The sequence below is a fragment of the Phenylobacterium terrae genome, from assembly GCF_042681205.1.
GTDB classification, from domain to species: domain Bacteria; phylum Pseudomonadota; class Alphaproteobacteria; order Caulobacterales; family Caulobacteraceae; genus Phenylobacterium; species Phenylobacterium terrae.
In genome coordinates, this window is record NZ_JBHUEY010000001.1 from 1,260,425 (window position 1) to 1,285,093 (window position 24,669).

27 protein-coding genes, 1 pseudogene and 1 riboswitch are annotated in these 24,669 nt (G+C 72.5%); of the genes and pseudogenes, 15 read left to right on the forward strand and 13 right to left on the reverse strand.

Annotated features, from left to right (window positions below; genetic code table 11):
* Nucleotides 1-32: 32 nt before the first annotated feature.
* From modB to ACFSC0_RS06320, 3 genes are read right to left on the reverse strand one after another with little or no spacing between them, the layout of a single operon-like run.
* A complete protein-coding gene (gene modB / locus ACFSC0_RS06310) occupies nucleotides 33-728 on the reverse strand; it encodes a molybdate ABC transporter permease subunit (RefSeq protein WP_377282475.1) in 696 nt (231 codons plus the stop codon).
* Nucleotides 725-1,621, reverse strand: a complete 897-nt coding sequence (locus ACFSC0_RS06315) for a precorrin-2 dehydrogenase/sirohydrochlorin ferrochelatase family protein (RefSeq protein WP_377282474.1) — start codon at nucleotides 1,619-1,621, stop codon at nucleotides 725-727. Before ACFSC0_RS06315 ends, modB begins: the two co-directional genes overlap by 4 nt.
* A 45-nt stretch (nucleotides 1,622-1,666) precedes the next feature.
* Nucleotides 1,667-2,014 (reverse strand): c-type cytochrome, encoded by a 348-nt coding sequence (locus ACFSC0_RS06320; protein WP_377282473.1) that lies wholly within the window; start codon nucleotides 2,012-2,014, stop codon nucleotides 1,667-1,669.
* Nucleotides 2,015-2,141: 127 nt separating this feature from the next.
* Here ACFSC0_RS06320 and ACFSC0_RS06325 point away from each other — a divergent pair, with 127 nt between their 5' ends.
* Genes ACFSC0_RS06325 through ACFSC0_RS06335 form a run of 3 tightly spaced genes read left to right on the forward strand, consistent with a single transcriptional unit; the run spans nucleotide 2,142 to nucleotide 5,286 of the window.
* Nucleotides 2,142-2,612, forward strand: a complete 471-nt coding sequence (locus ACFSC0_RS06325) for a (2Fe-2S)-binding protein (RefSeq protein ID WP_377282472.1) — start codon at nucleotides 2,142-2,144, stop codon at nucleotides 2,610-2,612.
* Between the two features lie 11 nt (nucleotides 2,613-2,623).
* Nucleotides 2,624-4,792, forward strand: a complete 2,169-nt coding sequence (locus ACFSC0_RS06330; RefSeq protein ID WP_377282471.1) for a xanthine dehydrogenase family protein molybdopterin-binding subunit — start codon at nucleotides 2,624-2,626, stop codon at nucleotides 4,790-4,792.
* Complete coding sequence (locus ACFSC0_RS06335) at nucleotides 4,789-5,286, forward strand: hypothetical protein (protein WP_377282470.1); 498 nt, start codon at nucleotides 4,789-4,791, stop codon at nucleotides 5,284-5,286. Before ACFSC0_RS06330 ends, ACFSC0_RS06335 begins: the two co-directional genes overlap by 4 nt.
* A 110-nt stretch (nucleotides 5,287-5,396) precedes the next feature.
* Here ACFSC0_RS06335 and ACFSC0_RS06340 read toward each other — a convergent pair whose 3' ends face one another.
* A complete protein-coding gene (locus ACFSC0_RS06340) occupies nucleotides 5,397-6,014 on the reverse strand; it encodes a nucleotidyltransferase family protein (RefSeq protein ID WP_377282469.1) in 618 nt (205 codons plus the stop codon).
* A gap of 30 nt (nucleotides 6,015-6,044) precedes the next feature.
* Between ACFSC0_RS06340 and moaA the strand changes: the two genes are divergently transcribed.
* From moaA to ACFSC0_RS06370, 6 genes are read left to right on the forward strand one after another with little or no spacing between them, the layout of a single operon-like run.
* A complete protein-coding gene (moaA, locus tag ACFSC0_RS06345; RefSeq protein ID WP_377282468.1) occupies nucleotides 6,045-7,070 on the forward strand; it encodes a GTP 3',8-cyclase MoaA in 1,026 nt (341 codons plus the stop codon).
* A 3-nt stretch (nucleotides 7,071-7,073) separates the two neighbouring features.
* Nucleotides 7,074-7,319 (forward strand): MoaD/ThiS family protein, encoded by a 246-nt coding sequence (locus ACFSC0_RS06350; RefSeq protein ID WP_377282467.1) that lies wholly within the window; start codon nucleotides 7,074-7,076, stop codon nucleotides 7,317-7,319.
* Complete coding sequence (locus ACFSC0_RS06355; RefSeq protein WP_377282466.1) at nucleotides 7,316-7,774, forward strand: molybdenum cofactor biosynthesis protein MoaE; 459 nt, start codon at nucleotides 7,316-7,318, stop codon at nucleotides 7,772-7,774. The genes ACFSC0_RS06350 and ACFSC0_RS06355 overlap by 4 nt, the downstream gene beginning before the upstream one ends.
* Nucleotides 7,771-8,319 carry a molybdenum cofactor biosynthesis protein B gene (gene moaB, locus ACFSC0_RS06360; protein ID WP_377282465.1) on the forward strand — a complete coding sequence of 183 codons (549 nt, stop codon included), beginning with the start codon at nucleotides 7,771-7,773 and terminating at the stop codon, nucleotides 8,317-8,319. The genes ACFSC0_RS06355 and moaB overlap by 4 nt, the downstream gene beginning before the upstream one ends.
* On the forward strand, nucleotides 8,316-8,786 hold the full coding sequence (gene moaC, locus ACFSC0_RS06365) for a cyclic pyranopterin monophosphate synthase MoaC (RefSeq protein ID WP_377282464.1): 471 nt from the start codon (nucleotides 8,316-8,318) through the stop codon (nucleotides 8,784-8,786). Before moaB ends, moaC begins: the two co-directional genes overlap by 4 nt.
* A complete protein-coding gene (locus ACFSC0_RS06370; RefSeq protein WP_377282463.1) occupies nucleotides 8,783-9,973 on the forward strand; it encodes a molybdopterin molybdotransferase MoeA in 1,191 nt (396 codons plus the stop codon). The genes moaC and ACFSC0_RS06370 overlap by 4 nt, the downstream gene beginning before the upstream one ends.
* Here the strand turns inward: ACFSC0_RS06370 and ACFSC0_RS06375 are convergent.
* A complete protein-coding gene (locus ACFSC0_RS06375; protein WP_377282462.1) occupies nucleotides 9,883-10,908 on the reverse strand; it encodes an XdhC family protein in 1,026 nt (341 codons plus the stop codon). The genes ACFSC0_RS06370 and ACFSC0_RS06375 overlap by 91 nt on opposite strands.
* Nucleotides 10,909-11,011: 103 nt before the next feature.
* On the opposite strand from ACFSC0_RS06375, the gene ACFSC0_RS06380 reads away from it, so the two are divergent.
* Nucleotides 11,012-11,887 (forward strand): bifunctional regulator KidO, encoded by an 876-nt coding sequence (locus ACFSC0_RS06380; RefSeq protein WP_377282461.1) that lies wholly within the window; start codon nucleotides 11,012-11,014, stop codon nucleotides 11,885-11,887.
* A 46-nt stretch (nucleotides 11,888-11,933) separates the two neighbouring features.
* Complete coding sequence (locus tag ACFSC0_RS06385; protein ID WP_377282460.1) at nucleotides 11,934-12,641, forward strand: cytidylyltransferase domain-containing protein; 708 nt, start codon at nucleotides 11,934-11,936, stop codon at nucleotides 12,639-12,641.
* A gap of 241 nt (nucleotides 12,642-12,882) precedes the next feature.
* Here the strand turns inward: ACFSC0_RS06385 and ACFSC0_RS06390 are convergent, their stop codons facing one another.
* The 4 genes from ACFSC0_RS06390 to ACFSC0_RS06405 form a co-directional block, all read right to left on the reverse strand.
* Nucleotides 12,883-14,694, reverse strand: coding sequence for a TonB-dependent receptor plug domain-containing protein (locus ACFSC0_RS06390; RefSeq protein ID WP_377282459.1), 1,812 nt, complete (start codon nucleotides 14,692-14,694; stop codon nucleotides 12,883-12,885).
* Nucleotides 14,695-14,830: 136 nt separating this feature from the next.
* Nucleotides 14,831-15,045: riboswitch (cobalamin riboswitch) on the reverse strand.
* A gap of 147 nt (nucleotides 15,046-15,192) precedes the next feature.
* Complete coding sequence (locus tag ACFSC0_RS06395) at nucleotides 15,193-16,056, reverse strand: dienelactone hydrolase family protein (RefSeq protein WP_377282458.1); 864 nt, start codon at nucleotides 16,054-16,056, stop codon at nucleotides 15,193-15,195.
* 45 nt (nucleotides 16,057-16,101) lie between these two features.
* Entirely contained in the window at nucleotides 16,102-16,341 is a 240-nt protein-coding gene (locus ACFSC0_RS06400) for a hypothetical protein (protein WP_377282457.1), read from the reverse strand.
* Between the two features lie 16 nt (nucleotides 16,342-16,357).
* Nucleotides 16,358-16,645, reverse strand: a complete 288-nt coding sequence (locus ACFSC0_RS06405) for a hypothetical protein (RefSeq protein ID WP_377282456.1) — start codon at nucleotides 16,643-16,645, stop codon at nucleotides 16,358-16,360.
* A 158-nt stretch (nucleotides 16,646-16,803) separates the two neighbouring features.
* On the opposite strand from ACFSC0_RS06405, the gene ACFSC0_RS06410 reads away from it, so the two are divergent.
* The 3 genes from ACFSC0_RS06410 (at nucleotide 16,804) to ACFSC0_RS06420 (ending at nucleotide 19,926) form a co-directional block, all read left to right on the forward strand.
* Entirely contained in the window at nucleotides 16,804-19,173 is a 2,370-nt protein-coding gene (locus ACFSC0_RS06410) for a PAS domain S-box protein (RefSeq protein ID WP_377282455.1), read from the forward strand.
* Between the two features lie 113 nt (nucleotides 19,174-19,286).
* A complete protein-coding gene (locus ACFSC0_RS06415) occupies nucleotides 19,287-19,640 on the forward strand; it encodes a hypothetical protein (protein ID WP_377282454.1) in 354 nt (117 codons plus the stop codon).
* Nucleotides 19,641-19,653: 13 nt separating this feature from the next.
* The gene (locus ACFSC0_RS06420; protein ID WP_377282453.1) at nucleotides 19,654-19,926 is read left to right on the forward strand and encodes a metalloregulator ArsR/SmtB family transcription factor; all 273 of its coding nucleotides are present in this window, start codon (nucleotides 19,654-19,656) and stop codon (nucleotides 19,924-19,926) included.
* A 44-nt stretch (nucleotides 19,927-19,970) separates the two neighbouring features.
* On the opposite strand, the gene ald is transcribed toward ACFSC0_RS06420, so the two are convergent.
* Together ald and mtgA are read right to left on the reverse strand one after the other, a co-directional pair.
* On the reverse strand, nucleotides 19,971-21,083 hold the full coding sequence (ald, locus tag ACFSC0_RS06425; RefSeq protein ID WP_377282452.1) for an alanine dehydrogenase: 1,113 nt from the start codon (nucleotides 21,081-21,083) through the stop codon (nucleotides 19,971-19,973).
* Nucleotides 21,084-21,594: 511 nt separating this feature from the next.
* A pseudogene (mtgA, locus tag ACFSC0_RS06430) lies at nucleotides 21,595-22,269 on the reverse strand (monofunctional biosynthetic peptidoglycan transglycosylase); the annotation flags it as partial.
* A 112-nt stretch (nucleotides 22,270-22,381) separates the two neighbouring features.
* On the opposite strand from mtgA, the gene ACFSC0_RS06435 reads away from it, so the two are divergent.
* A complete protein-coding gene (locus ACFSC0_RS06435; RefSeq protein WP_377282451.1) occupies nucleotides 22,382-23,047 on the forward strand; it encodes a nitroreductase in 666 nt (221 codons plus the stop codon).
* A gap of 143 nt (nucleotides 23,048-23,190) precedes the next feature.
* Here ACFSC0_RS06435 and ACFSC0_RS06440 read toward each other — a convergent pair whose 3' ends face one another.
* Both ACFSC0_RS06440 and ACFSC0_RS06445 read right to left on the reverse strand, forming a co-directional pair.
* Nucleotides 23,191-23,982, reverse strand: coding sequence for a lysophospholipid acyltransferase family protein (locus tag ACFSC0_RS06440; RefSeq protein ID WP_377282450.1), 792 nt, complete (start codon nucleotides 23,980-23,982; stop codon nucleotides 23,191-23,193).
* Complete coding sequence (locus tag ACFSC0_RS06445) at nucleotides 23,979-24,656, reverse strand: CDP-alcohol phosphatidyltransferase family protein (protein WP_377282449.1); 678 nt, start codon at nucleotides 24,654-24,656, stop codon at nucleotides 23,979-23,981. Before ACFSC0_RS06445 ends, ACFSC0_RS06440 begins: the two co-directional genes overlap by 4 nt.
* Between the last annotated feature and the right edge of the window lie 13 nt (nucleotides 24,657-24,669).

The following is a 24,669-nucleotide window of genomic DNA, read 5'->3' on the forward strand; positions in this document are numbered from 1 at the left end:
GAAGCCGGCCATCGCAGAGAAAACGGAGCGCGCTACCCCGGCCCTCTCGCCGCGCGGGCGGCGATGCGGCCGAGGGACTCCGAGACCACCACGGCGGCCACCGCGATGACCGCAGCGACGATGCAGAGGGCGGCGGCGCGGCCTTCCGCGCCCGGAGTCTGGACCGCGCCGTAGATGGCCGAGGGCAGGGTCAGGGTCTCCCCGGGGATGGCGGCGACGAAGGTGATGGTCGCGCCGAACTCGCCGACCGCCTTGGCGAAGCCGAGCACGGCGCCGGCCGCCACGCCCGGCGCGGCGAGCGGCAGGGTCACCCGGAAGAAGCGCTGGACCGCCGAGGCGCCCAGCGTCCGCGCCGACTCGTCCACCTCCACATCGATCGCCTCGATGGCCAACCGGATCGGACGCACCATCAACGGGAAGGCCATGACCGCCGCGGCCAGCGCCGCCCCGGTCCAGTCGAAGGCGAAGACGATCCCGATCTTCTCCAGGGCCGCCCCCAGCGGCCCCTGGCGGCCGAACAGCAGCAACAGGGCATAGCCGGTCGCCACCGGCGGCAGCACCAGCGGCAGGGTGACCAGCGCCTCCAGCCCCACACGCCGGCCGAACCGGCCGCGGGCCAGGGCGGCGGCGGCCAGGATGGCGAGCGGCAGGCTGAGCAGCGTGGCGGCCAGCGCCACGCGCAGCGACAGCGCCACGGCCCCCAGGTCGTCCCCCGTCAGGCCGTTCACCGCGGCTCCGCCACCGCCAGCAGTTCGACCTCCACGCCGGACGCCTTCAGCGCGCCCAGCTCGTCCGGATCCGGTGGGCCGGCGAGGATCCGCACCACCCGCTTGCCTTCCGCGGCGATCTCGGCGAGCCGCTCGGCGAGGGCCTGGGCGGGCGTCAGCCGCTCCGCGTCCCGGCGGGCCAGGGCCATCACGTCGGCGTCCACCGCCGCGTCGGGCGCCAGCACGTCGGCGGCGGCGAGCGCGCGGGCGGCGCGCAGCGTAAGCAGGTCCGCCGGCCCCCGACCCTCGACGTAGACCACCCGGCCGAGCGACTTCGGCCCCTCGGCCAGCGCCTCGCGGAACAGGGCGGCGGCCTCGTCCATGTCGCCGGCCGCGGCGGCCGCGGCCGCAGGCCCCAGCAGCGCCTCGCGCAGGAAGGCCCGCCGCTGGTGCGGCTCGGGGAGCGCCGTGCGCACCTCGTCCTGGAACCGGCGGAACAGGGCCGCGACCCGGCCGGCGCCCTCCGGCACCCGGGCCTCGATGTCGCCGCGCAGCAGGGTCGCCAGCATGGGCGAGGCGCCGCCGGTGCCGACGGCGGCCACCACCTCGCCCCGATCGATGACCGCCGGCGTGGTGAAGTCGCAGAATTCGGGATGGTCCGGCACGTTGATCAGCGCCCCGGCGGACTTGGCCGCCTTCAGCGCCTGCTCCAGGAACAGGTCGTCGTCGGAGGCGATGAACACCAGGCGCGCGCCGATGTAGGCGTGCGGCTTCAGCGCCGGCGGCCCTTCCAGCCGCACGACGCGCGCCGGAGAGCCTTCGAACAGCCGCGCCTTGGCCTCGGCGGCCTCGCCCGAGCCGGCGATCACCACCTTCTTTCCAGCCAGCGGGAAATAGGCGGGGAAGGCGTCCATGGCCGAATCATAGACCCTGGGCCCGCCCCTGACGAGTTAGCGGCGCTATTTCAGCGTCTTCATGTACCCGATGAGAGCCTGGCGATCCTCGGGCTTGGCCACCTTGACCATCATCCGGGTCCCCGGCGCGAAGCCGGTCGGGTTCGCCAGGTAGGCGTCGAGGTTGGCGTCGGTCCAGGTCTGGGCGCTCTTGGCCTTCAGGGCCGGCGAGTAGTTGAACCCGGGCTTGGAGGCGATCTTCGCGCCGGCGACGTCTGCGAGCGTCGGCGCGAGCGGACCGGTGGCCGCCTGGTGGCACATCTTGCACTGGGCGTTGAACAGCTGGGCGCCGTCCGCCGCCAGCGCGGGGGTGGCCGTCAGGCCGAGCAAAAGGGCGAAGATCGCCGACCGCATCCGTAAGTCTCTCCCAATCTGTCGCACCCTGGCGCGCGTCCATACAGCCCAGGCGCCGTCAGTCCCAGGTTAACGGCGCCTCTGAACACCGTTAGGTTGCGGCAATGTTTCGCCGGGGAGGACGAAGATGGCCACGACCCTTGAGGTGAACGGGCGACAGGTGCAGGTGACCGCCGCGCCGGACACCCCCGTTCTTTGGGCGCTGCGAGATGAACTGGGCCTGACCGGCCCGAAGTACGGCTGCGGCGTCGCCCTCTGCGGGGCCTGCACGGTGCTGGCCGACGGCCAGCCGATCCGCGCCTGCTCGACGCCGCTGTCGGCGATCGGAGCGATGAAGCTGACCACGGTGGAGGGCCTGGGCGGCCAGCACCCGGTGCAGCAGGCCTGGGTGAAGCACGACGTGTCCCAGTGCGGCTACTGCCAGTCGGGCCAGATCATGTCGGCCGTGGCGCTGCTCGCGACCACGCCCAAGCCGACCGACGCCGACATCGACGCGGCCATGGACGGCAACATCTGCCGCTGCGGCACCTATCAGCGGGTCCGCGCCGCCATCAAGGACGCGGCGGGCCTGGCCCCGGCCGCCAAGGCCCAGGCGTGAGGAGAGGCGCGATGAAGACCTCCACCGTCTCCGCCACCCGCCGCGGCTTCCTGATCGGCGCGACCCTGACCGGCGGCGCCCTGCTGGTCGGCTGCTCGCCGGCCGATGCGCTGAGCGCCGGCAGCAAGGTCAAGCCCGGCGCCTTCGGCCCCTTCATCAAGATCGCCGCCGACGGGGCGGTGACGGTCGTGAACAAGCACATCGAGTTCGGGCAGGGCAGCCACGCCGGCATCGCCGCCATCGTCGCCGAGGAGCTGGGCGCGGACTGGGACAAGGTCCGCGTCGAGCAGGCGCCGGCCAACGCCAAGCTCTACGGCAACCCGCTGCTGGGGCTGCAGCTCACCGGCGGCTCCACCGCCATCGCCTCATCGTGGACGCCGCTGCGCAACGCCGCCGCGGCCGCGCGGGCGATGTTCGTCCAGGCGGCGGCTGCGAAGTGGAACGTCCCGGCCGGCGAGATCACCGTCGCCGACGGAGTGGTGCGCCACGCCGCGTCCGGCAAGTCCGCCGGCTTCGGCGAGCTGGTGGCGGACGCGGCCCAGGTGACCCCGCCGCAGTCGCCGACGCTGAAGGACCCCAAGACCTTCACCCTGGTGGGCACCGACCGGGTCCGCCGCAAGGACGCGCTGGTCAAGGCCACCGGCCAGGCGACGTTCACCCAGGACGTGCGCCTGCCGAACATGCTCATCGCCATGGTCGCCCGCCCTGAGCGGTTCGGGGCCAAGGTCGCAAGCTTCGACGCCGCCCAGGCCCGCAAGGTTCCCGGCGTGGTGGACGTCTTCCAGATCCCCACCGGGGTGGCGGTCGTCGCGCAGAACACCTGGGCCGCCAAGCAGGGTCGCGATGCGCTGAAGGTCGTCTGGGACGACGCGAAGGCCGAGACCCGCGGGACCGACCAGCTGCTCGCCGAGTACCGCGAGCTCGCCGCCGGCGAGGCGGTTCCGGACGGTCTCGAGTGGGAGGCGTTCGAGACCCGCGGGACCGCCCCTGCGGCCGGCGGCCAGGTGCTGGAGGCGACCTACGACTTCCCCTACCTCGCGCACGCGGCCATGGAGCCGATGAACTGCGTCGCCGAGATCGGGAACGGCAAGCGCAAGCTGACCTTCGGCTCCCAGGCGCCGACCCTGGATCAGCTCAACGCCGCCAAGATCCTGGCCGCCCTGCCGGGCTCGATCGAGATCGAGACGGTCTACGCCGGCGGCTCCTTCGGCCGGCGGGCCAACTTCTCCTCGGATTACGTCGCAGACTGCCTGCATGTGGCGAAGAAGACGAACGGCCGGCCGGTGAAGCTGGTCTGGACCCGGGAAGACGACATGGCCGCCGGCCACTACCGGCCGCTGGTCCACCACCGGGTGCGGGTCGTGACCGATGCGGAAGGCTTCCCGGTCAGCTGGACGCACCGCATCGTCACCCAGTCGATCATGAAGGGCTCGCCGATGCCGACCAAAGGCGTCGACCAGAGCTCCGTCGAGGGTGTCGGCGGCTCGCCCTACCTGAAGGCCACGCCGCACGTCGACGCCCAGGTGCTGCACACCGACGTGGGCGTGCCGGTGCTCTGGTGGCGCTCGGTGGGCCACACCCACACCGCCTACGTGATGGAGCACACCATCGACCAGCTGGCCCGCAAGGCCGGCAAGGACCCGCTGGAGTACCGCCGCGCGCTGCTGACGAAAGCCGGCGCGAACCGGCACCTGGCGGTGCTGAACCTGGCCGCCGAAAAGGCCGGTTGGACGAATCCCGCGCCGGCCGGCGTCAGCCGCGGCCTCGCCGTGCACGAATCCTTCGGCTCGGTGGTGGCGGAAGTGGCGGAGGTGCAGGTCACCGACGGGGCGCCGAAGGTCGGCCGCATCGTCGCGGCCATCGACTGCGGCACGGCCATCTCGCCCAACCAGGTCGCTTCGCAGGTGGAGGGCGGCGTCTGCTACGGCCTGTCGGCCGTGCTCTACGGCCAGATCACCCTGAAGGACGGCAGGGTCGAGCAGACCAACTTCGACGGCTACCGCGTGCTGCGCAATTCCGAGGCGCCGACTGTGGAGACGTACATCCTGCCCCAGGCGGCCGGCGCCCCGCCCACCGGCGTCGGCGAGCCCGGCACCCCGCCGATCGGCCCGGCGGTCGCCAACGCCATCCTCGCGGCCACCGGCCAGCCGCAGCTCAGCTTGCCGATGGTCAAGGCGTGAGGGCGGCCCTGCTGGCCGCGGCCGCCCTGCTTGTCGCCGGCGCGGCCTCGGCCCAGGAGCGGCAATGGGGCCTGCTCGTGGAGCGCGGCGAGGCGATGCTCACCTTCGCCACGCCGGACGCCGAGGACGACCTGATCACCCTCGAATGCGTGCAGGGCGAGGACTTTCTCCGCCTGTCCCTGTGGGCCGACACCACACACGGCGTCGACCAGACCGAGGACGGGACCTGGCGCAACAAGACCGGCGTCCTCGAGCCCTGGAGCGGCTACGCCGCCGTCCGCTCCGGCGCGGCGCGGGAGGCGGTGGAGGTGGACGCCTACCAGCATTCCTCCGCCCACGGGTCGGACGTGCGCGCCCGCATCCCGCTCGATGCGCCGATCTGGGCGGCGTTCCAGAGCTCCGGCCAGCTGCGCGTCGAGGTCTACGACGAGGTCATCGCCCCCGACCCCGTCCCGCCGCAGCTCCTGAAGCGCTTCTTCGCCGCCTGCGGGTGATCTCAAACTCCCGTCATGGCCGGCTTCATGCCGGCCACCCATCCTGATGAGGATCGTCCAGCCGCAACGGGCTGGGTCGCCGGGACAAGTCCGGCGATGACGAGAAGGAGTTAGCGGGAGAGGTCCCCCCGCTCATCCACGTCGAACAGGACGCCGTCGTCGGGGGCTTCGACGAGGGCGAGGCGGTCGCCCAGGGCCTGGAGCACGGCCCGCGCGCCCTGGTCGCCGGTGAGGGTGAGGAGCTGCGGGAACAGCACGCGGCCTAGAAGCACAGGGTTGCCTCTGCGGCCCCGCCAGATCGGAGCGGCGGCGGGGGCGCCTGCGGCAAGGGCCTGCGCGAGGGCGGGCAGGACCGCCGCCGGCACGCGGGGCATGTCGCCGAGGAAGACGAAGGCGCCGGCGGCGTCCTGCGGCAGGGCGGCGACGGCGGTGCGGAGCGAGGCCCCCATGCCTTCGGCGTGATCCGAGGCGTGGACGAGGCGCAGGCGTTCGGCCTGGCCGATCCGATCGGCGAAGGCGCGGGCGGCGGATCCCACCGCCGCGGCGTCGGCGCCGGTGACGACCCACACATTCCGCGCCGGCGCGGCGAAGGCCGCAGCCAGGGCGCCGTCCAGCAGGACGCCGTCGCGAAAGGGCGCGAGCAGCTTGCCGCCGCCGAACCGGCTGCCTGTTCCGGCGGCAAGCACCACCGCCTCCAGGCCCTGCGGCCCGCCCGCCCCTGTCGCCAACCTGCGTTCCCCCTTATGTTGTTCTGCAGCATGACGCCCTACGACGCCTCGCCCGCGCAAGCCAAACCCCTGGTCGACGCCTTCGGCCGGACGGTGACCTATCTGCGCGTGTCGGTCACGGACCGCTGCGACCTGCGCTGCGTCTACTGCATGGCCGAGCACATGACCTTCCTGCCGAAGGCCGAAGTGCTCACCCTCGAGGAGCTGGACCGCATCGCCTCGGCCTTCGTGGCCCTGGGCGTGAAGAAGCTGCGCCTCTCTGGCGGCGAGCCGCTGGTCCGCAAGGGCTTCATGACCCTGGTGGAGAACCTCTCCCGGCACCTGAAGAGCGGGGCGCTTCAGGAGCTGACCCTCACCACCAACGGCACGCGCCTGACCGAATTCGCCGCCGACCTCGCCCGGTTCGGCGTCAAGCGGATCAACGTCTCGCTCGACACCCTCAAGCCCGACCTCTTCCGCCGCCTGACCCGCGGCGGCGACGTCGCCAAGGTTCTGGCCGGCATCGACGCGGCCCAGGCGGCCGGCCTTGCCGTGAAGATCAACGCCGTCGCCCTGAAGGACGACAACGCCGCCGAGCTGCCCGACCTGATCGCCTGGGCGCACGGCCGCGGCCTGGACGCCACCCTCATCGAGACCATGCCGCTGGGCGAGATCGAGGCCGACCGCACCGACCAGTACCTGTCCCTGCGCGACGTCCGCCGCGAGCTGGAGAGCTTCTGGACGCTGGAGGACATCCCGCTCAACACCGGCGGACCGGCCCGCTACGTCCGCATCGCCGAGACCGGCGGCCGCCTCGGCTTCATCACCCCGCTGAGCCACAACTTCTGTGAAAGCTGCAATCGGGTGCGGCTGACCTGCACCGGCACCCTGCACACCTGCCTCGGCCGCGAGGACGCCTCGGACCTGCGCGCCGTGCTGCGGGCCGGCGGCAGCGATGCGGACCTGATCGAGGCGATCCGCCTGGCCGTCGACGCCAAGCCCAAGGGCCACGACTTCCAGATCGGCCGCGCGGCCGCGCCGGCTGTCGCCCGGCACATGTCGACCACCGGAGGCTGAGCCGTGGCCCGCGTCCTGCTGTTCGGCCCCCTTCGCGACCTCGCCGGCTGGCGCGAGCGCGACCTCGACCCGCCGCCCGCCTCCATCGCCGAGCTGAAGCAGCGGCTGGCGGCCGAGGACGCCCGCCTGGGGGAAGCGCTGTCCGGCAAGGGCGTGCAGGTGGCGCTGGACCAGCAGATCGTGCGCGGCGATGCGCAGCTCTCGGCCCGCTCCGAGGTCGCCTTCCTGCCGCCGATGAGCGGCGGATGATCGCCCTTCAGTCCGAGCCGTTCGAGCCGGGCGCCCTGCTGACCCGCTTCGCGAAGGGCCGCTCCGAGACCGGCGCGGTGGCGACCTTCACCGGCATCGCCCGCGCCGAGCAGGGCGAGACGAGGATCCTGGAGCTGGAGGCCTATCCCGGCTTCACGGAAGCCGAGATCGGCAAGATCGCCGACGAGGCCCGCCGGCGCTGGCGCCTCGACGACCTGCTCATCGTCCACCGCGTGGGCCAGATCGCGCCTGGCGAGCCGATCGTCTTCGTGGCGACCGCCTCCGGGCACCGACGCGAGGCCTTCGAGGCCTGCGACTTCCTCATGGACTACTTGAAGAGCAGAGCCCCCTTCTGGAAGAAGGAGCATGGCCCCGCAGGCGCCCGCTGGATCGAGCCGCGGCCCGAGGACTATGCGGACGCGGCCCGGTGGGACGCGGAACAGGAGACCCCATGAACGCCCTCCTCCCCGGCGGCAGGATCGACGAGAGCCGGCCCTTCAAGCCGGTCCGCATCGCCGTGCTGACCGTCTCCGACACCCGCGACGAGGCCACCGACACCTCCGGCAAGCTGCTGGGCGAGCGGGTGACCGGCGCCGGCCACGAGCTGGCCGAGCGGGCCATCGTGCGCGACGACATCACCCTGATCCGCGAGCAGGTGAAGGCCTGGGCCGCCTCGCGCACCATCGACGCCATCGTCACCACCGGCGGCACCGGCATCACCGGCCGCGACGTGACCGTGGAGGCGATCCGTCCGCTGTTCGACAAGGAGCTGGACGGCTTCTCGGTGGTCTTCCACCTGGTCAGCTATCAGTCGGTGGGGCTCTCCACGCTGCAGTCGCGGGCCTGCGCCGGCATCGTCGACGGCGTGTTCGTCTTCTGCCTGCCCGGCTCCAACGGGGCGGTGAAGGACGGCTGGGACAAGGTGATCGCGCCCCAGCTCGATTCCCGCCACGGCCCCTGCAACATGGTCGAGCTGATGCCCCGGCTGCTGGAAGAATGAGCCGCCTGACCCACATGGACGAGAGCGGCCGGCCGGTGATGGTCGACGTCTCGCACAAGGCCCACACCACCCGCGTCGCCGCCGCCGCGGGCCTGGTCCGCATGAAGCCCGAGACCAAGGCGCTGGCCGTCTCCGGCGAGGCCAAGAAGGGCGACGTGCGCGCCGTGGCCGAGATCGCCGGCATCATGGCCGCGAAGAAGACCAGCGAGCTGATCCCGCTCTGCCACCCCCTTCCGATCAGCCAGGTGGAGGTGCGCGTCGAGCCGGTGGAGGAGGGCCTCGCCGTCGCCGCCCGCGTGCGCACCACCGGCCAGACCGGCGTGGAGATGGAGGCCCTGACCGCCGTCTCGGTGGCGTGCCTGACGATCTACGACATGCTGAAGGCGGCCGAGAAGGGCATGACCATCGAGGCCGTGCGCCTGGTGGAGAAGTCCGGCGGCGCCTCGGGCGACTGGCGCGCCGAATGAAGCTGCTCGCCGTCGACGACGCCCGCGCCCGGATGCTGGCGCAGGTTTCGCCGCTGCCTGCCGAGACTGTTCGCCTGGCGGAGGCCGCCGGCCGGGTGCTGGCCGAGGACGTCGCCGCCCGCCGCGACCAGCCGCCGTTCGACGCCTCGGCCATGGACGGCTGGGCCGTCCGCGCCGCCGACACCCCCGGAACGCTGAAGATCGTCGGCGAGAGCGCGGCGGGGCACGGCTACGAAGGCGCGCTCGGCCCTGGCGAAACGGTGCGGATCTTCACCGGGGCGGCGGTTCCGGCGGGCGCCGACGCGGTGGTGATCCAGGAGGATGCGACCCGCGACGGCGAGGTCGTGAAGGTCCCTGCGGCGGAGGCCGGGTCGAACGTCCGCCCCCGCGGCGGGGATTTCCAAGTGGGCGCGGCGCTGCTGTCGAGGGGCGTGCGGCTCGATCCCTGGCGCCTGTCGCTGGCCGCCTCGGCGGGGCGTGCGGAGGTGCCGGTCGCCCGCCGGCCTCGCGTCGCGGTCCTGTCGACCGGCGAGGAGATCGTCGAGGCGCCGGCCGAGCCCGGCCCCTTCCAGATCTACGACTCCGGCGCGCCGGCCCTGGCGGTGATGGTGGCGGCCTGGGGCGGCCAGGTGAGCCGCCACCGCCCGGTCCGCGACGAGTTGGAGGCGGTGATCGCGGCGATCCGCGGCGCCGACGCGGACCTGGTGGTGACCGTCGGCGGCGCCTCGGTGGGCGACCACGACCTGGTCCGGGCGGCGGCCACGGCGCTCGGCTTTGCGCCGGTCGTGGAGAGCATCGCCGTCCGCCCCGGCAAGCCGACCTTCTTCGGGACCCTGGGCGACGGCCGCCGCTTCCTCGGCCTGCCCGGCAACCCGGCCTCGGCCTTCGTCTGCGCCGAGCTGTTCCTCCGCCCGATCCTGGCCGCGTTCCAGGGCGCGGACGCGGCCCTGCCGATCGTCGCCGCCCGCGCCGCCCAGCCGCTGGCCGCGAACGGGACGCGCGAGCACTGGATGCGGGCCAGGCTCTCGCACGAGGCCGGGGAACTGCGCGCCCTTGCCTATCGCGACCAGGACTCGTCCCTGGTCAGCGTCTTCGCTCAGGCCGACGCGCTGCTGCGCCGGCCGGTCGGCGCGCCGGCCGTCGAGGCGGGCGGGCTGGTGGAAGTGCTGCCGCTGGCCCGCGCATAGCGCAGGGCGGTGATCTCGCCGATCACCGACACCGCCACCTCCCAGGGCGCCTTGGCCCCGCCGAGATCCAGGCCGATGGGCGCGTGCAGCCGCGCGATGGCGCTCTCCGGCACCCCGGCGGCGCGCAGCCGTGACAGCCGCTCCGGCAGCCGCGCCCGCGCGCCCAAGAGGCCGACGTAGCCGGCGTCCGAGGGGAGGGCCGCGCGCAGGGCCGCCTGATCGGTCTCCAGGTCGTGGGTCGCCACGGCCACCGCCGTCCAGGCGTCCGGAACGATGCTGGCCAGGGCCTCGCCCGGCTCGCCGCGCAGGTAGCCGACGCCGGCCAGCGGCGGCGGCGCCTCGGGCCCCTTCGGCCGGACCAGGGTGGTCTCGAACCCGGACTGGGCGCCCAGGGCGGCGATGGCCAGGGCCGTCGGGTCCCAGCCGACCACCACGAGGCGCGGGACCGGCTCGTAGGGCCGCGTGATCGCCTCTTTCCACATCGGGACCTCGCCCGGCGGACCGCAGGCCCGGCGCCGGCCGTCGCTGACCCACAGGGCCGGCGCCCGCGCCGCCGTCAGCCGCAACAGCTCGGCCAGGGCGGCATCGTCCGCCGCCACCCGCTCAAGGAAGACCTCGATGCGCGCGCCGCACAGCAGGCGGATGTCCGGCCAGGGGCTGCCCTCGCCGTAGACCAGCCGCCGCGGCTCGCCGTCGGCCATGCACTGGGCGGCGTGGCCGGCGATGTCGCCCTCCACGCAGCCGCCGGAGAAGTAGCCGGCCACCAGCCCCTCGGCGAACACCATCTGGGTGCCCACGGGCCGCGGCCCGCCGCCCTCCAGGGCGACCAGCGTGGCCAGGACCAGCGTCTTTCCAGCGGCTTGCGCCTGGGCGAGCACAGGGCGCACGTCCTCGGCCAATCCGAAGGTCGGCCACTCGGGCAGTTCGGCGAACATGGTGCGACTTAACTTCCGATTCAGGCTTCAGATACGGGTTCTTTATCCCTTTCAGCCAAGTTGGGCCCGCAACCCCTTAGTTACTACGGGCGACGGCCAACCGATGAATTCTCCTCTCGCAAAGCTCGGCATCGGCACCGCCCAGTTCCCGCTGGAAGACGGTCCCGGGCTGCGCGGCCGCTCGCCCGCCGAGCAGGTGAAGGACATCCTGCAGATCGCCGCCCGCGCGCGCCTCGGCGTGCTCGATATCGGCACGCGCGCGCCCCAGAACGAGGCCACGCTGGGCCAGCTGATGCCTCGCCCGGTGCCGTTCCGCGTGGCGGTGTCCACCGTGCGCGCCGACAAGGGCCCGGACGTGGTCGAGCGCGAGCTGGTCGCCAGCCTGCGCCGCCTGGGGATCGAGAGCTGCGACACCGTGCTGGTGCCCACCGCCTCGGACCTGTTCGGCGACAACGGCCTGGCCCTGTGGACCCGGCTGCTGCGCCTGAAGGACCAAGGGATCTGCAAGAAGATCGGCTTCACCGTCTTCGCCTCCGACGACCCCGTGGGTCTGGCCCGCCGCTTCCGCCCCGACGTGGTGCAGGCGCCGGCCAGCCTGCTGGACCAGCGGCTGCTGGTGAACGGGGCCCTGGCCGAGATCGCCGGCCTCGGCATCGAGGTCCACCTGCGCTCCATCTTCCTGAACGGCCTTCTCTTCCTGCCGCCCGACCGGGTGCCCTCGCAGCTGAAGGGCGCCGCCGCCCGCATCTCGAGAGCCCGCCGGCTGATCGCCGAGGGGCGGTCCGACCCGCTGCAGGCGGCCCTGGGCTTCGCACTGTCGCGTCCCGAGGCGTCCGCCGTGCTGGTGGGCGTCACCTCTCCCGCCGAGCTGAGCGCCGTGATCGCCGCCGCGTCCAGCCCGCCCCCCGACCTCGACTGGGACGACATGGCCCTGGACGATCCGTCGGTGATCGACTCCCGGTCGTGGGCGGCGGCGTAAACCCAGCCTCTCCCCTCCCGGCGGGGCGCCTTTGGAGCCCCAGCCGATGATGCTCGCTATTCTGCAGGTCCGGATGACCACGCTGCGCCTTCCCGGCAAGGCGATGGCCCCGCTGCGCGGCGAGCCGATGGTCTGGCGACAGCTCGAGCGCATCCGCCAGGCGCGCAGCATCGACAGGGTCGTGGTCGCCACCAGCGACGAGCCCGCCGACGACGTGCTGGCGAGCTTCCTGGTCTCGCGCGGCCAGGCGGTGCACCGCGGGTCGGCCGCCAACCTCACCGATCGCTTCATGAGCTGCGTGGACGCCGCCAGCCCGGTGACCGGCGTCTTGCGGCTGAAGGGCGACTCCCCCTTCGTCGATCCGGGGATCATCGACGCGGCGGTGCGCAAGGCCCGCGCCAGCGGCGCGGCCTACACCTCCAACCGCGTGCAGCGGACCTTTCCCAAGGGCCTGGAGGTGGAGGTCGCCGCCGCCGCCGCGCTCTGGGACTCCGCGCGGCTCGTGGACCCCGCCACCGCCGCCGCCGTCTCGCCCATGGCCCAGCTGCGCGCCCGGCCCGACCGCTACGGCCACGCCCACCTGCACGCCGCCCGCGATCTCTCGGCCCTCGATTGGCGCATCAAGACGCGCGCGGACCTCGCCTTCGCCGAAGCCGTCTACGGCGCCCTCCACGCCGCCGACCCGGCCTTCACCATGGCCGACGTCCTGGACCTCCTGCAGGGCCGCCAGGATATCGCCAGGTGGGCGGCGTAAGGTTCTTTCCTTTCCCATTCATGGGAAAGGGGGACCGCCCGCCGAAGCCGGCAAGGCCGGCTGAAGAGCGGGTGGTGGAAAGGGAAAGCCACGAGCGCGGCGCTGTGGCTCGCTCCAACCCGCACTTCCCCTTTCGCCGCGCGGGCGGCTCGCCCCCTCCCCCACTCGCTCTCCAGCCGGCTGGCGCCGGCTTCGGCGAGCGGTCCCCCTCCCCCGCTTCGCAGGGGAGGAACTGGGAAGATCAGTCGCTGACCCTGACCCCCACGAACACGCTCCGCCCGGGCTCGCGGTAGCCGTAGGCCTCCTGGTAGCGGGTGTCGGCGAGGTTCTCGATCCGACCGGTCAGGCTGACGCGGTCGGTCAGCTTCCAGGCGCCGGCGAGGTCGGCGACGACGAAACCCTTGCGGCGGATGCGGGAGAAGCCGTCCACGTCGGTGTCCGCCTGGCTGGACTCGCCGCGGACGGTGAGGGCGCCGGAGAGCCGATCACCGTCCCAGAACAGGCTGGCCGAGCCGGAGTGGTCGGGCACGCGCAACAGGCTGGCGTCGGTCGTCATGTCGATCGCATCCGTGTGCGCATAGGCCAGGCGCAGCGAGAGCTGGTCGGTCAGACGTCCGGTCGCCTCGGCCTCCAGGCCCTCGGAGCGGGTGCGGGCGATGTTGACGTAGCGCCCCGCCACGTAGGCGATCTGGTCCTTCACCGTCAGCCGATAGCCGGTGAGCGCCGCTGACCAGGCGCCGTCGTCCGAGCGCCAGCCGAGGCGCAGGTCATAACCCTCGGCGGTCTCGGGCTTGAGGTCCAGCGCCGGACCCGCCGGGAAGCAGAAGTCGCAGACCAGCTGGCTGAGCGTCGGCGTCTTGAAGCCCTGACCGGCCGAGGCGGTGGCGACGAAGCCGGCGCCCAGCTCGGCCGCCAGCGAGAGGCGACCCGTCGTCTTGGACCGGTAGGCGTCCGGATCGTCGTGCCGCAGGCTGGCGGTGGCGGTGACCGGGCCCAGCCGCGCCCGGCCCACGGCGAAGGCGGCGCTGGTGGAGAGGTCGGCGCCCGTGCGGCCGTCCAGGTCGGCGGCGATCTCCTGCCGCTCGAGGCCGGCCACCACCGCCCAGGGATCCTCCGTGCCGCCCCGCTCGGCGGTCCAGCGCCAGACCTCGCGGTCCGCCGTGAACCGGGACGGGAAGTCGGAGACGTCGGTGCGGGTCAGGTCCGAGAGGCCGAGGCTGAGCTTGTGGGTGAAGCCCCAGGGGCCGTCCGCCGTCACGCGCCCGAAGCCCGACCAGGCCCGGCTCTTGTTGATCGCCGCGGTGTCGGCGAGGCGGAAGTCGGGCGGGGCGAAGCCGTCGATCTCCACCTCGGCGGAGGTGTAGCGGAGCCGCCCGTCGAGGCGGACCGCGTCGGTCAGGTCCACGCGCCCGTGGGCCGAGGCGGTGACGGTCTCGAAGGCGTCGTCCTCCGTCCCCACTGCCGCCTTCGAGACGCCGTCCGTGCGGAAGCCCGCGACCGAGCCCCCGAAGGCGTAGCGGTCGGCGGCGAGGCCGCCGGAAAGCGCGCCGCGCACCGAGCCGTAGCTGCCGGCCTCCGCCTCCAGGGCCCAGCCGTCGAGCTCGCGGGTGTGGAAGGCGATCACGCCGCCGATGGCGTCCGAGCCCCACAGCGAGCCCTGGGGTCCGGAGAGCAGCTCGACGCGCTCGACGTCGGCGAGCTGCAGGGCGCCGAAGTCGAAGGCGCCGGACGGGTCGGCCGGATCGTTCACCGGCACGCCGTCGATCAGCACCAGGGTCTTGTCCGCTTCGGCCCCGCGCAGCCGGACCGTGGCCAATCCGCCGACGCCGCGCCGGAACACCGACACGCCCGGCAGGGTGTTGAGGACATCGGCGGCGAAGGTCGCCTGCCGGGCCTCGATCTCGTCCCGCTCTATGGTGCGCAGGCCGGTGACGAGCTCGGGGGTGGTCGCAAGGCGCGGGGCGGTGACGACCAGTTCCGAGACCGGGGTCTGGCCGTAGGCGTGGGTGGAGAGCGCCGCAAGCGCGGCGGCGGTGAAGAGGATGGGTCGCATGGGACCTCCGTCTGGTCCCGCCCTACGCCGCCGGGCGGGCTCAAGCAGCGACGAGCGGCCGGCGGCGAACCGCGCTCAAGTCGCTGCTACGGAGGGTGGTAAGCCCTTGCCGCGCCGTGGGCCTGGTCCCGGGCCTCGGACGAGCGACAAGGCGGCAGGTCTCCTGGCTCGCGGCTCGTAACGGACCCCGCCCTCGCCTTCCCGGTTTCCCAGTGGCGCCGCCCCTCTTGGGGACGGACGGACAAAGCCCTGGCCGCTTACAGTTGCGGGCACAGCCGGGGAGTCGGCGAAGCGCCTCACCCCGTTCCCTCTTGGCCCCCCTGCGGGGGAACCGCCTCTGCGGCGCTAGATGCGCCGATACGGTGGAGGTGGCAAGGCCCCCTCCACCACGCTACGCGTGGTCCCCCTCCCCCAGAGGGGGAGGAGAAGAGCGGCGGCGTCACACTCGATTCTCCTCCCCCCTTGGGGGAGGGGGACCGCCGAAGGCGGTGGAGGGGGCTACCCCAGCGCCCGCTTGTAGAGCGCCAGGAGCTCGGCCCAGGCCTTCTCGGCGGCGGGTTCGTTGTAGACCTGCGAGCCTTTCACCGTCCAACCGTGGTCGGCGCCGGCGTAGACCTCGACCTTGGCGGGCCGCCCGGCCTCGGCGAAGGCGGCCTTGAGCTTGTCCTTCACGTCCGGCTCCTTCTTGTCGTCGTTGTCGGCGACGAGAACGAGGTACTCGGCGTTGGTCTTGGGGATCAGCAGGTGGGGACTGGTCGCCTCGGCGGTGTGCAGGCCCCCGCCGTGGAAGCTGGCCACCGCCCCGATCCGGTTCGGGACCGCCGCGGCGGTGCGGAACGACAGCGGCCCGCCCATGCAGTAGCCCTGGACGCCCACCTTGGCCTTCTTGTTCGTCTGCGGCTGGGCGTCGAGGAAGGCCACATAGGCGACGGCGTCCTTGTCGACGTTCGGCGGCGTCAGCGTCGCCCGCAGCGGGGCGATCTTGGCCCGGTCCTCCGGGTTGGCGAAGTTGAAGGCCCCGTCGACGATCGGCGCCTTCTTGGCCCGGTAGAAGGGGTTCACCACCAGCACGACATAGCCCTCGGCGGCCAGCCGGCGGCCCATGTCGCGGAACACCTGGCGAAGGCCCAGGATGTCCGGCCAGAGCAACACCGCCGGCCAGGTCCCCTGGCCCGCGGGATGGAACAGGACCGAGTCCGCCTCCCCGTCCGGCGTCTTCACCGAGACGTCCTTCTCGACGACCTTGTCCTGCGCCCGGGCGGCGGTGGCGGCGCCGGCGGCCGCCACGCCCATCAGGCCGAACGCCCGCCGCGACACCGACGGATCGTGCACCAGCCCCTGATGGATATCGTCGTCACACATCCGATCCTCCCATTCGCTCGCGGCGGGCTTGCTGCACGCCCTGCTTCAGTCGCTCTCGGCCAGCACCCGCGCTCCGCGGCGCAGCACCAGCTTGCGGCCCAGATGCTCGCTCTGCGCCGCAAGGAATATCGCCCGCGCGACGACGGCGCTGGCGGCGCGGCCGACCACGCGCTCGGGGGCGGTGCGCGGCAGGTTCCAGAGTTCGACCGCATACGGCAGCTGCCGGGAGGTCCCGGCGGCGGCCTCCAGCGGGATCACCCGGCCCTCGTCCTTGCCTTCGATCACGACGCCGCCGCCCGCCTCAATGCGGCTGGCCGGTCCAGCGGCTGATCACCGAGCCCTTGTGGCGCAGGGTGATCGCCCGCCCGGGATACTCGCGGGTGGCTGCGTAATAGGCGGCGTAGCCGATGGCGGGGCTGACGCTGATCGCCACCACCAACTCAATGGCCTCCCCGGTCGGGTCCCAGACCTCGACCTTGTACGGGAGGTCGTCGTGCTCCTGGGGGAACTGGCCGTAAGGTGAAGCCGTTATACCGTCTTCATCGGGCGGGTCGCCGGGGGGACGAAGCTGATGTACGGCTGGGGTCACGAGGCCTCCCTTCGTCGAACGCGACAATCCATTGGCGTCGCGGACGCGGGAGTCAATTCCGTGATTCGGCCCCGCACGGGCTTTAACCAAGCTAATTTTGTCCACCCGCCGGCTAATCGGCTTGCCGCGGGAGGCCCGATAGGGGTCAAGATTTACCGATGAGCCGAATTACGGACCCCGAGCGGCGTTTTCAGCTGCTGGTGGACTCGGTCACCGAGTACGCCATCTACATGCTTGACGCCGAGGGGCGGGTCGCGAGCTGGAACACCGGCGCGGCCCGCATCAAGGGCTATTCGGCCGACGAGATCATCGGCCAGTCGTTCTCCCGCTTCTTCTCACTCGAGGATCGCCGGAGCGGAATGCCCGAGCGGCTGATGGCGGAGGCCCGCGACCACGGCAAGGCGGTCAGCGAGGGCTGGCGCATCCGCAAGGACGGCAGCCGGTTCTGGTCTCAGGCCGCCCTGCATGCGATCCGCGACGAGGCCGGCGAGCTGATCGGCTTCGCCAAGGTCACCCGCGACCTGACGGAGCAGCGGGAGGCCCAACAGGCGCTGATGGAAAGCGAGCGCCGCTTCCGCCTGCTGGTCGAGGGCGTGATCGACTACGCCATGTACATGCTCGACCCGGAGGGCATGATCACCAACTGGAACCGCGGCGCCGAGCGGATCAAGGGATACCTCGCAGGCGATGTCGTCGGCCGCCACTTCAGCATGTTCCACACCCCGGAGGACCGCCGGGCCGGCCTGCCCGCCCGCTCGCTGCATACGGCGCTGAAGGAAGGCCGCTTCGAGTCCGAGGGCTGGCGCCTGCGCAAGGACGGCAGCCGGTTTTGGGCGAGCGTGGTGATCGACGCCATCTACGACGAGGACGGCCGGCACATCGGCTTCGCCAAGATCACCCGCGACATCTCCGAGCGGAAGGCGGCGCAGGAGGCGCTGGCGGAGAGCGAGCAGCAGTTCCGGCTGCTGGTGGGCGGGGTGGTGGACTACGCCCTCTACATGCTCGACCCGAACGGCATCGTTTCGAACTGGAATGCGGGCGCCGAGCACATCAAGGGCTACACCTCCGACGAGATCGTCGGCCAGCATTTCTCGCGCTTCTACACGGAGACCGACCGCGCGGCCGGAGTGCCGTTCCGCGCCCTCAGCACCGCCGCGGAGACGGGCCGCTACGAGTCCGAGGGCTGGCGGGTGCGCAAGGACGGCACGCTGTTCTGGGCCAGCGCGGTGATCGACGCGATCCGCGACGAGAGCGGGCGGCTGATCGGCTTCGCCAAGATCACCCGGGACATCACCGAGAAGCGCAACGCCCAGCTGGAGCTGCGGCGGGCGCACGACCAGCTCGCCCAGGCCCAGAAGATGGAGGCGCTCGGCCAGCTCACCGGCGGCGTCGCCCACGATTTCAACAACCTGCTGATGGTGGTCTCCGGACAGGCCCAGCTGCTGCGCAAGAAGCTGCAGGACGATCCCCGCGCCCTGCGGGCCCTGGACGCGATCGAGGCCTCGGCCCGGCGGGGCGAGGACCTGACGCGCCACCTCCTGGCCTTCTCGCGGCGGCAGCGCCTGCAGCCGACGGCGGTGTCGCTGTCCGACCGCGCCGGAGCGCTCAAGGAGCTGATCTCCGCCGGCTTGCCGAGCCGGCTTTCGATCTGCGTGGACCTGCCCCCGTCGCTCTGGCCGGTGAAGGTCGACCCGGGCGAACTGGAGCTCGCGCTCCTGAACCTGGCGGTGAACGCCCGCGACGCCATGCCCGCCGGCGGCGCCCTCACTCTGGTGGCCGAGAACACCACCCTGGAGGCGGGCAAGCACGAGGACATCCAGGGCGACTTCGTCGCCATCTCGGTGAGCGACACCGGGGTGGGCATACCGCCCGACATCCTGCCCAAGATCTTCGACCCGTTCTTCACGACCAAGGACGTGGACAAGGGAACCGGCCTGGGGCTGTCCCAGGTCTACGGTTTCGCCAAGCAGTCGGGCGGCACGGTGACGGTGTCGAGCGAGCTCGGCCACGGAACGACCATCACCCTCTACCTGCCGCGCAGCCAGGCCGCGCCGGCCGAGGGCGGCCAGGGCGAGCAGGAGGAGCCGGCGACCGCGGTCGGCGCGCAGATCCTGGTGGTGGAGGACAATCCCGAGGTGGCCGAGGTCGCCGCCGCGCTGCTGGAGCAGCTCGGGCACCGCTGCCGGGTCGTGGGCAACACCGCCGCCGCGCTCGCCGCCCTGCACGAGGGCGAGGCCCCGGACCTGGTGTTCACGGACGTGGTGATGGCCGGCGAGATGGACGGCCTGGCGCTCGCGCGGCGTCTGCGCGACGAGCACCCGGACCTGCCTGTGCTGCTGGCCACCGGCTACAGCCAGACGACCCAGGGGCTCGGCGACGAATTCCCGATCCTGCACAAGCCCTACAAGCTCGACGAGCTGTCGCGGGCCGTCAGCGCCACCCTGGCCCAGCCGTCGCGCGGCAACCTGGTGCGCTTCGACTCCGCCCGCAGCGCGCGCCGTAAACGGGACGGTCAGCGCCCGACGTGACCGAGGCCTGAAGCCGGCCGCCTGGCCCCCAGACATGGAATGGAATCCCGCCTCCTCCCTGGGCTTTCCAACAATTAGCTAACTTGCTAAGTGTCGAAGCAAGGGAGACCGCCATGTCGTTCAATGAGCACACCGTCATCTGCACCTACCGGGTGAAAGCTGGGGCGAGGGACGCCTTCCTGGACCTGCTGCGGCGCCACTGGCCGACCCTGCGGGACGCCGGGCTGGCCACCGATCAGCCGGCCCTGGTCTTCGAATCCGCGCCCGGCCCGGACCCGCATGACGAAAAGGGTGTCACCTTCGTCGAGATCTTCAGCTGGGCCGGCGCCGAGTCCGCGCGCCTCGCCCACGAGACGCCTGCGGTCATGTCGGTGTGGGAGCCGATGGGCGGACTGACGGAATCGCGCGAGGGTCGGCCGCCCATGGAGTTCCCGCATTTCCGACCGTTCGACCCCCACGCCGCCTGATCCAGCCGCGGAGGTGGCGTCCGCCGAGCAGGTGTTCGGCGCCGTCGCGCACGCCTCGCGCCGCCAGATCCTGCTCACGCTGCACTTCCGGGGCGGCGAGATGACCGCCGGCGACATCGCCGAGCGATTTGGCTGCACCTGGGCGACCACAAGCAGGCATCTGAAGGTGCTGCGCGACGCGGGCCTCGTGTCGGTGGTCAAGCGGGGACGCGAGCGGATCTATGTGCTCGAGAAGAACCGCCTCAGGTCCGTCGTCGGCGACTGGCTCGGCTGGTTCGACCGCTAGAGCGCGTTAGGCGCGAGTGTGAGCGGCCCCGCCTGGAACAGGCTCTAGGCCCAGACGCCGAAGGGATCGACGAACGGCTTGTCGAGCGCGCCGGCGACGGCCGGGTGGGTGACCTCGCCCTTCAGCACGTTGAGCCCCTTGGCCAGGTGCCTGTCGCGGATCAGCGCGTCGAGGCCCCGGTCGGCCAGGTCCAGGCCGAAGGACAGGGTCGCGTGCACCAGGGCGTCGGAGGAGGTGCGCGGCGCCGCCCCCGGCATGTTGGCCACGCAGTAGTGCACGACCCCGTCCACGACGTAGGTCGGATCGGCATGGGTGGTGGGCCGGCTGGTCTCGAAGCAGCCGCCCTGGTCGATGGAGACGTCCACCAGCACCGAGCCGCGCTTCATCCGCGACAGGTGCTCGCGGCGGACCAGCTTGGGCGCGGCGGCCCCGGCGGTCAGCACGGCGCCGATCACCACGTCGGCCTTCAGCACCTCCTCCTCCACCGCGTCCAGGGTCGAGTAGCGGGTCAGGATCCGGCCCAGGAACATGTCGTCCAGCACCCGCATGCGCGGGATCGAACGCTCTAGAACCACCACCTCGGCGCCCAGGCCCGCGGCCATGCGCGCCGCGTTCATGCCCACGACGCCGCCGCCGAGCACGCAGATCCGGGCCGGCGGCACGCCCGGCACGCCGGAGAGCAGCAGGCCCATGCCGCCGTTGTGCTTGAGCAGGGTCTCGCCGGCCGAGAACACCGCGATCCGCCCCGCCACCTCGGACATCGGCGCCAGCAGCGGCAGGCCGCCGGCCGCGTCGGTCACCGTCTCGTAGGCGATGGCGGCGCAGCCGCTGTCCAGCAGGCCCTGCGCCTGGCGCGGGTCCGGCGCCAGGTGCAGGTAGGTGAAGAGGATGTGGTCCGGCGTGAGCCTGGCCCACTCCTCCGGCTGCGGCTCCTTGACCTTCACGATCAGCTGGACCCCGGCGAACACCGCCGCGGCGTCCGGCGCGATCTGCGCCCCCGCCCGCTGGTAGGCTTCGTCCGCATATCCTGCGCCGAGCCCGGCGCCGGCCTCCACCAGCACCTCGTGCCCGCGGGCCACGTACTCGCGGACGGCGGTGGGCGTCAGGCCGACGCGGTGTTCGCCGGGCTTGATCTCGCGGGGCACGCCGACGCGCATGATGGCCTCCTCCAGGGCATGTGTTCACGGGATACCCGCGATCTGGCGCAACTTTGCGCCTCAAGGCAAGGCTTAACCGATCTTCCTCTCCCATTCATGGGAGAGGGGGACCACGCGCCGCAGAGCGCGTGGTGGAGAGGGCGAGCCGCAAGCGCGGCCCGACCGCCCCGCTTCATCAACGCACGAGCCCGCCTCGGTGTCTGTGGCTTTCCCTCTCCCCCACCGCTCTTCAGCCGGCGTTCGCCGGCCCCTCTCCCGCTTCGCAGGAAAGGAAGGCGCATCAGAGCGGCGGCGCGTCCGGCGCCGGTTCGGGCGGTGGGATGTCCAGCACCGGCGGCGGCTCGACCGCCGGCTCGGGAGGCGGCTCGGCGGCGGGCGGCGGATCGGGGACCAGGGCCGGGGCCTCGGGCGGCAGCTCGGGGATGATTTCCGGCGCCTTCTCTATGACCAGCTGGCGGCGCTTGCCAGGGGCGGGCTTCTCCTCCGGCGCGGCGGCCGCGGCGGTGTCCAGCACGCAGGCGGCCGAGCCCGCGCGGCGGACGATGCCGGCGTTGGCGGTGATGCTGCCCGAGCGGCGGCGCACGTAGGGGCCCGGCCGGTCGGCGCGCCACTCCAGCGGGTTGGGCAGCACCGCGGCCATGCGGGCGGCCTGATTGGCGCTCAGGTCCTTCGCCGAGACGCCGAAGTACTTCCGCGCCGCCGCTTCGGCCCCATAGATCCCCGGCCCCCATTCGATGGAGTTCAGGTAGACCTCCATGATCCGCCGCTTGCCCCAGCCGAGCTCGATGAGGACCGTGAAGTAGGCCTCCAGCCCCTTGCGCACCCAGTCGCGCTGCGGCCACAGGAAGACGTTCTTGGCCGTCTGCTGGCTGATGGTCGAGCCGCCGCGGATGCGGTTCGGCTGGCGCTGATTGTTCTCCAGGGCCTTCTGGATCGCCTCGACGTCGAAGCCGCGGTGCTCGCAGAAGCGGGCGTCCTCGGCGGCGATCACCGCCCGCACCAGCCGCGGATTGATCTCCTCCAGGGGCACCCAGTCGCGGGAGAAGCCGCGGCCCTCGAAGGCGCGCTGGACCATCAGGTAGGTCAGCGGCGGCGGCACGAAGCGGTAGGCGGCCACCGCCAGCACCGGACCTGCGATCCCGAAGACGACCACCAGCGTCACCAGGAGCCGGAACAGCCGGCCGATCGGGCCCGGGCGGGAGCTGCGTGCCACTTGGAGACGATGTCCTTGCCTTGACCTTGAGGTCCGGTGCTAGCGAGGCTCGCCCCTCCCGGCAAGCGAGCCAAAGGTCCCACGCGTGAACGTCTCCGAAGCGATCGCCCGCCGCGTCTCGATCCGCGCCTTCAGGCCCGACCCGGTGCCGGGCGCGGTGGTGCGCCAGATCCTGCAGGCGGCGGCCAAGGCGCCCTCCGGCGGCAACCTGCAGCCCTGGCGGGTCTACGCCCTGGCCGGCGAGCCGCTCGAGGCCTTCAAGGCCCAGGTCGCCGCCAACCCGTTCGGCGAGACGCCCGAGTACGACGTCTATCCGCCCAACCTGTGGGAGCCGTTCCGCACCCGCAGGTTCCAGAATGGCGAGGACCTCTACGCCACCATCGGCATCGCGCGAGAGGACAAGCCCGCCAGGCTGCGCCAGCTGGCGAAGAACGGGACCTTCTTCGGCGCCCCGGTGGGGATCTTCTTCTGCCTCGACCGCAAGCTCGGCCCGCCGCAGTGGGCGGACCTGGGCATGTACATGCAGAACGTCATGCTGCTGGCGCTCGAGCAGGGCCTCGACACCTGCCCCCAGGAGTACTGGGCCCGCTACCCGCAGACGATCGCGCAGTTCCTCTCCCTTCCCGAGGAGCTGATGGTCTTCTCGGGGATGGCGCTGGGCTTCCGGGATCCTGACGCCCCCATCAACACCCTCCTCGCCAGCCGCGACCCGTTCGAGGCGTGGGGGCAGATGCGGGGGTTCGACGACTGAAAGACCTCTCCCTCCGCATGCGGAGGGAGAGGGTAGGGTGAGGGAGGTCCGGCGGCAGGACCATCCCAAGAACCGGTGAAGGCGGCGACGCCCCCCTCACCCAACCCTCTCCCCCCGCCGAGCGGGGGGAGAGGTCAGAGGGCTCAGGCGCTCGCCTTCGCCTCGGCGGCGGCGGCCTGGGCCTGTTCGGCTTCGGGGATCGCCAGCACCGAGGGCGTCACCGGCTGGCCGGTGGCTTCGGCGACGAGCTCGGCGGTGCGCGACTCCACCGCTTCCTCCAGCCGGGCCATGAACTCGCCGCGCGGCAGGCCGGCGGGGATGGGCTCGAGGAACTCGAGGACCGCGGTCCCGGGGCGCTTCTCGAACTTCTGCTGGGGCCAGAAGAGGCCGAGGTTGGTGGCGACGGGGACGACGGGCATCTGGAAGTCGCGGGCCATGTGGAAGACGCCGGTGCGGTAGCGGTAGCGCTGGCCGACGGGGGCCAGGTGGCCTTCCGGGTAGATGAGGATCTTGCGGCCTTCCTTGTGGGCCTCGGCGGCGGAGGCGGCGAGCGCCCGGCGCGCTTCGGGCCCGCCGCAGTTGTCGACCACGATGGCGCCGAGCTTGGCGAGCACGCCCTTGAGCAGCGGGAACCGCTCCAGGTGGTTGCCGGTGACGAAGGCCAGGTCCTCGAACTGGGAGTAGGCGCAGAAGCCGTCGCCCCAGGACTGGTGCTTGGCGGCGATGATGAAGGCGCCCTGCGGCAGCCGCTCGCGGCCGCGCACCTCCAGCCGGATGCCGGCGAACACCCGCATGGCCCAGACCATGCGCCTGGCGTAGCGGTTGCTGACCCGCCGCACGGCGCCGCGCCCGGGGGCGAGGGCGGCGGCGGCGGCGGCGAGGACGTGGACGATGGTGATCGCCCAGTAGGCTATGGCGAAGGCGATGCTTCTCATGGGGTCCTGTCGGGGTTGGCGCCCAAACCGCGGGCGAGACGCAAAGTTCGGCGGGCGGCGGTGAGGGCCGCGCCGGCGGCGACGAGGGCGCAGGCGATGGCGAAGGTCTGCCCCCGCCAGCCCCAGAGCGGTTCGGCGGCGGCGATGAGGGCGGCAAGGGTCAGCAGCGCCATCCGGTGCGACTTGGCCATGGGACCGGAGAAGTCCGCCGGCTGGCCGAGGGCGCGGCCGAGCTCGCGGACGTAGGCGGTCAGCACGGCGAAGACGGCCGCGGCCCAGCCGGCGGGCTCGCCCCAGGCGACGCCCGAGAGCGCCGCGCCGTAGCCTGCGCCGACCAGGAACAGCCCGTCGGCGATGCGGTCCGGCAGCTCGTTCCAGATCGGCCCGGCCGGACCGCCGCGGCCATGTTCGACCGCCACCATCCCGTCCAGCAGGTTGCAGATCAGCCGCAGCTGGATGCAGGCCGCCGCGCCGATCAGCGCGCCGATCCTCGACACGTCGGCGAGCACGCCCGAAGCGGCCAGGAGCCCGCCCCCGGCGGCGGCGAACACCACCGCGGCGGCGGAGACCGCGTCCGGCGAGACGCCGGCGCGCGCCAGGGCGGCGGCGGCGGCCCGGGCGGGGCCCGTGTCGCGCGACTTCAGCGGGCGGCGGTTGGCCAGGTCGGCGCTCATTGGGCTCAGCTTG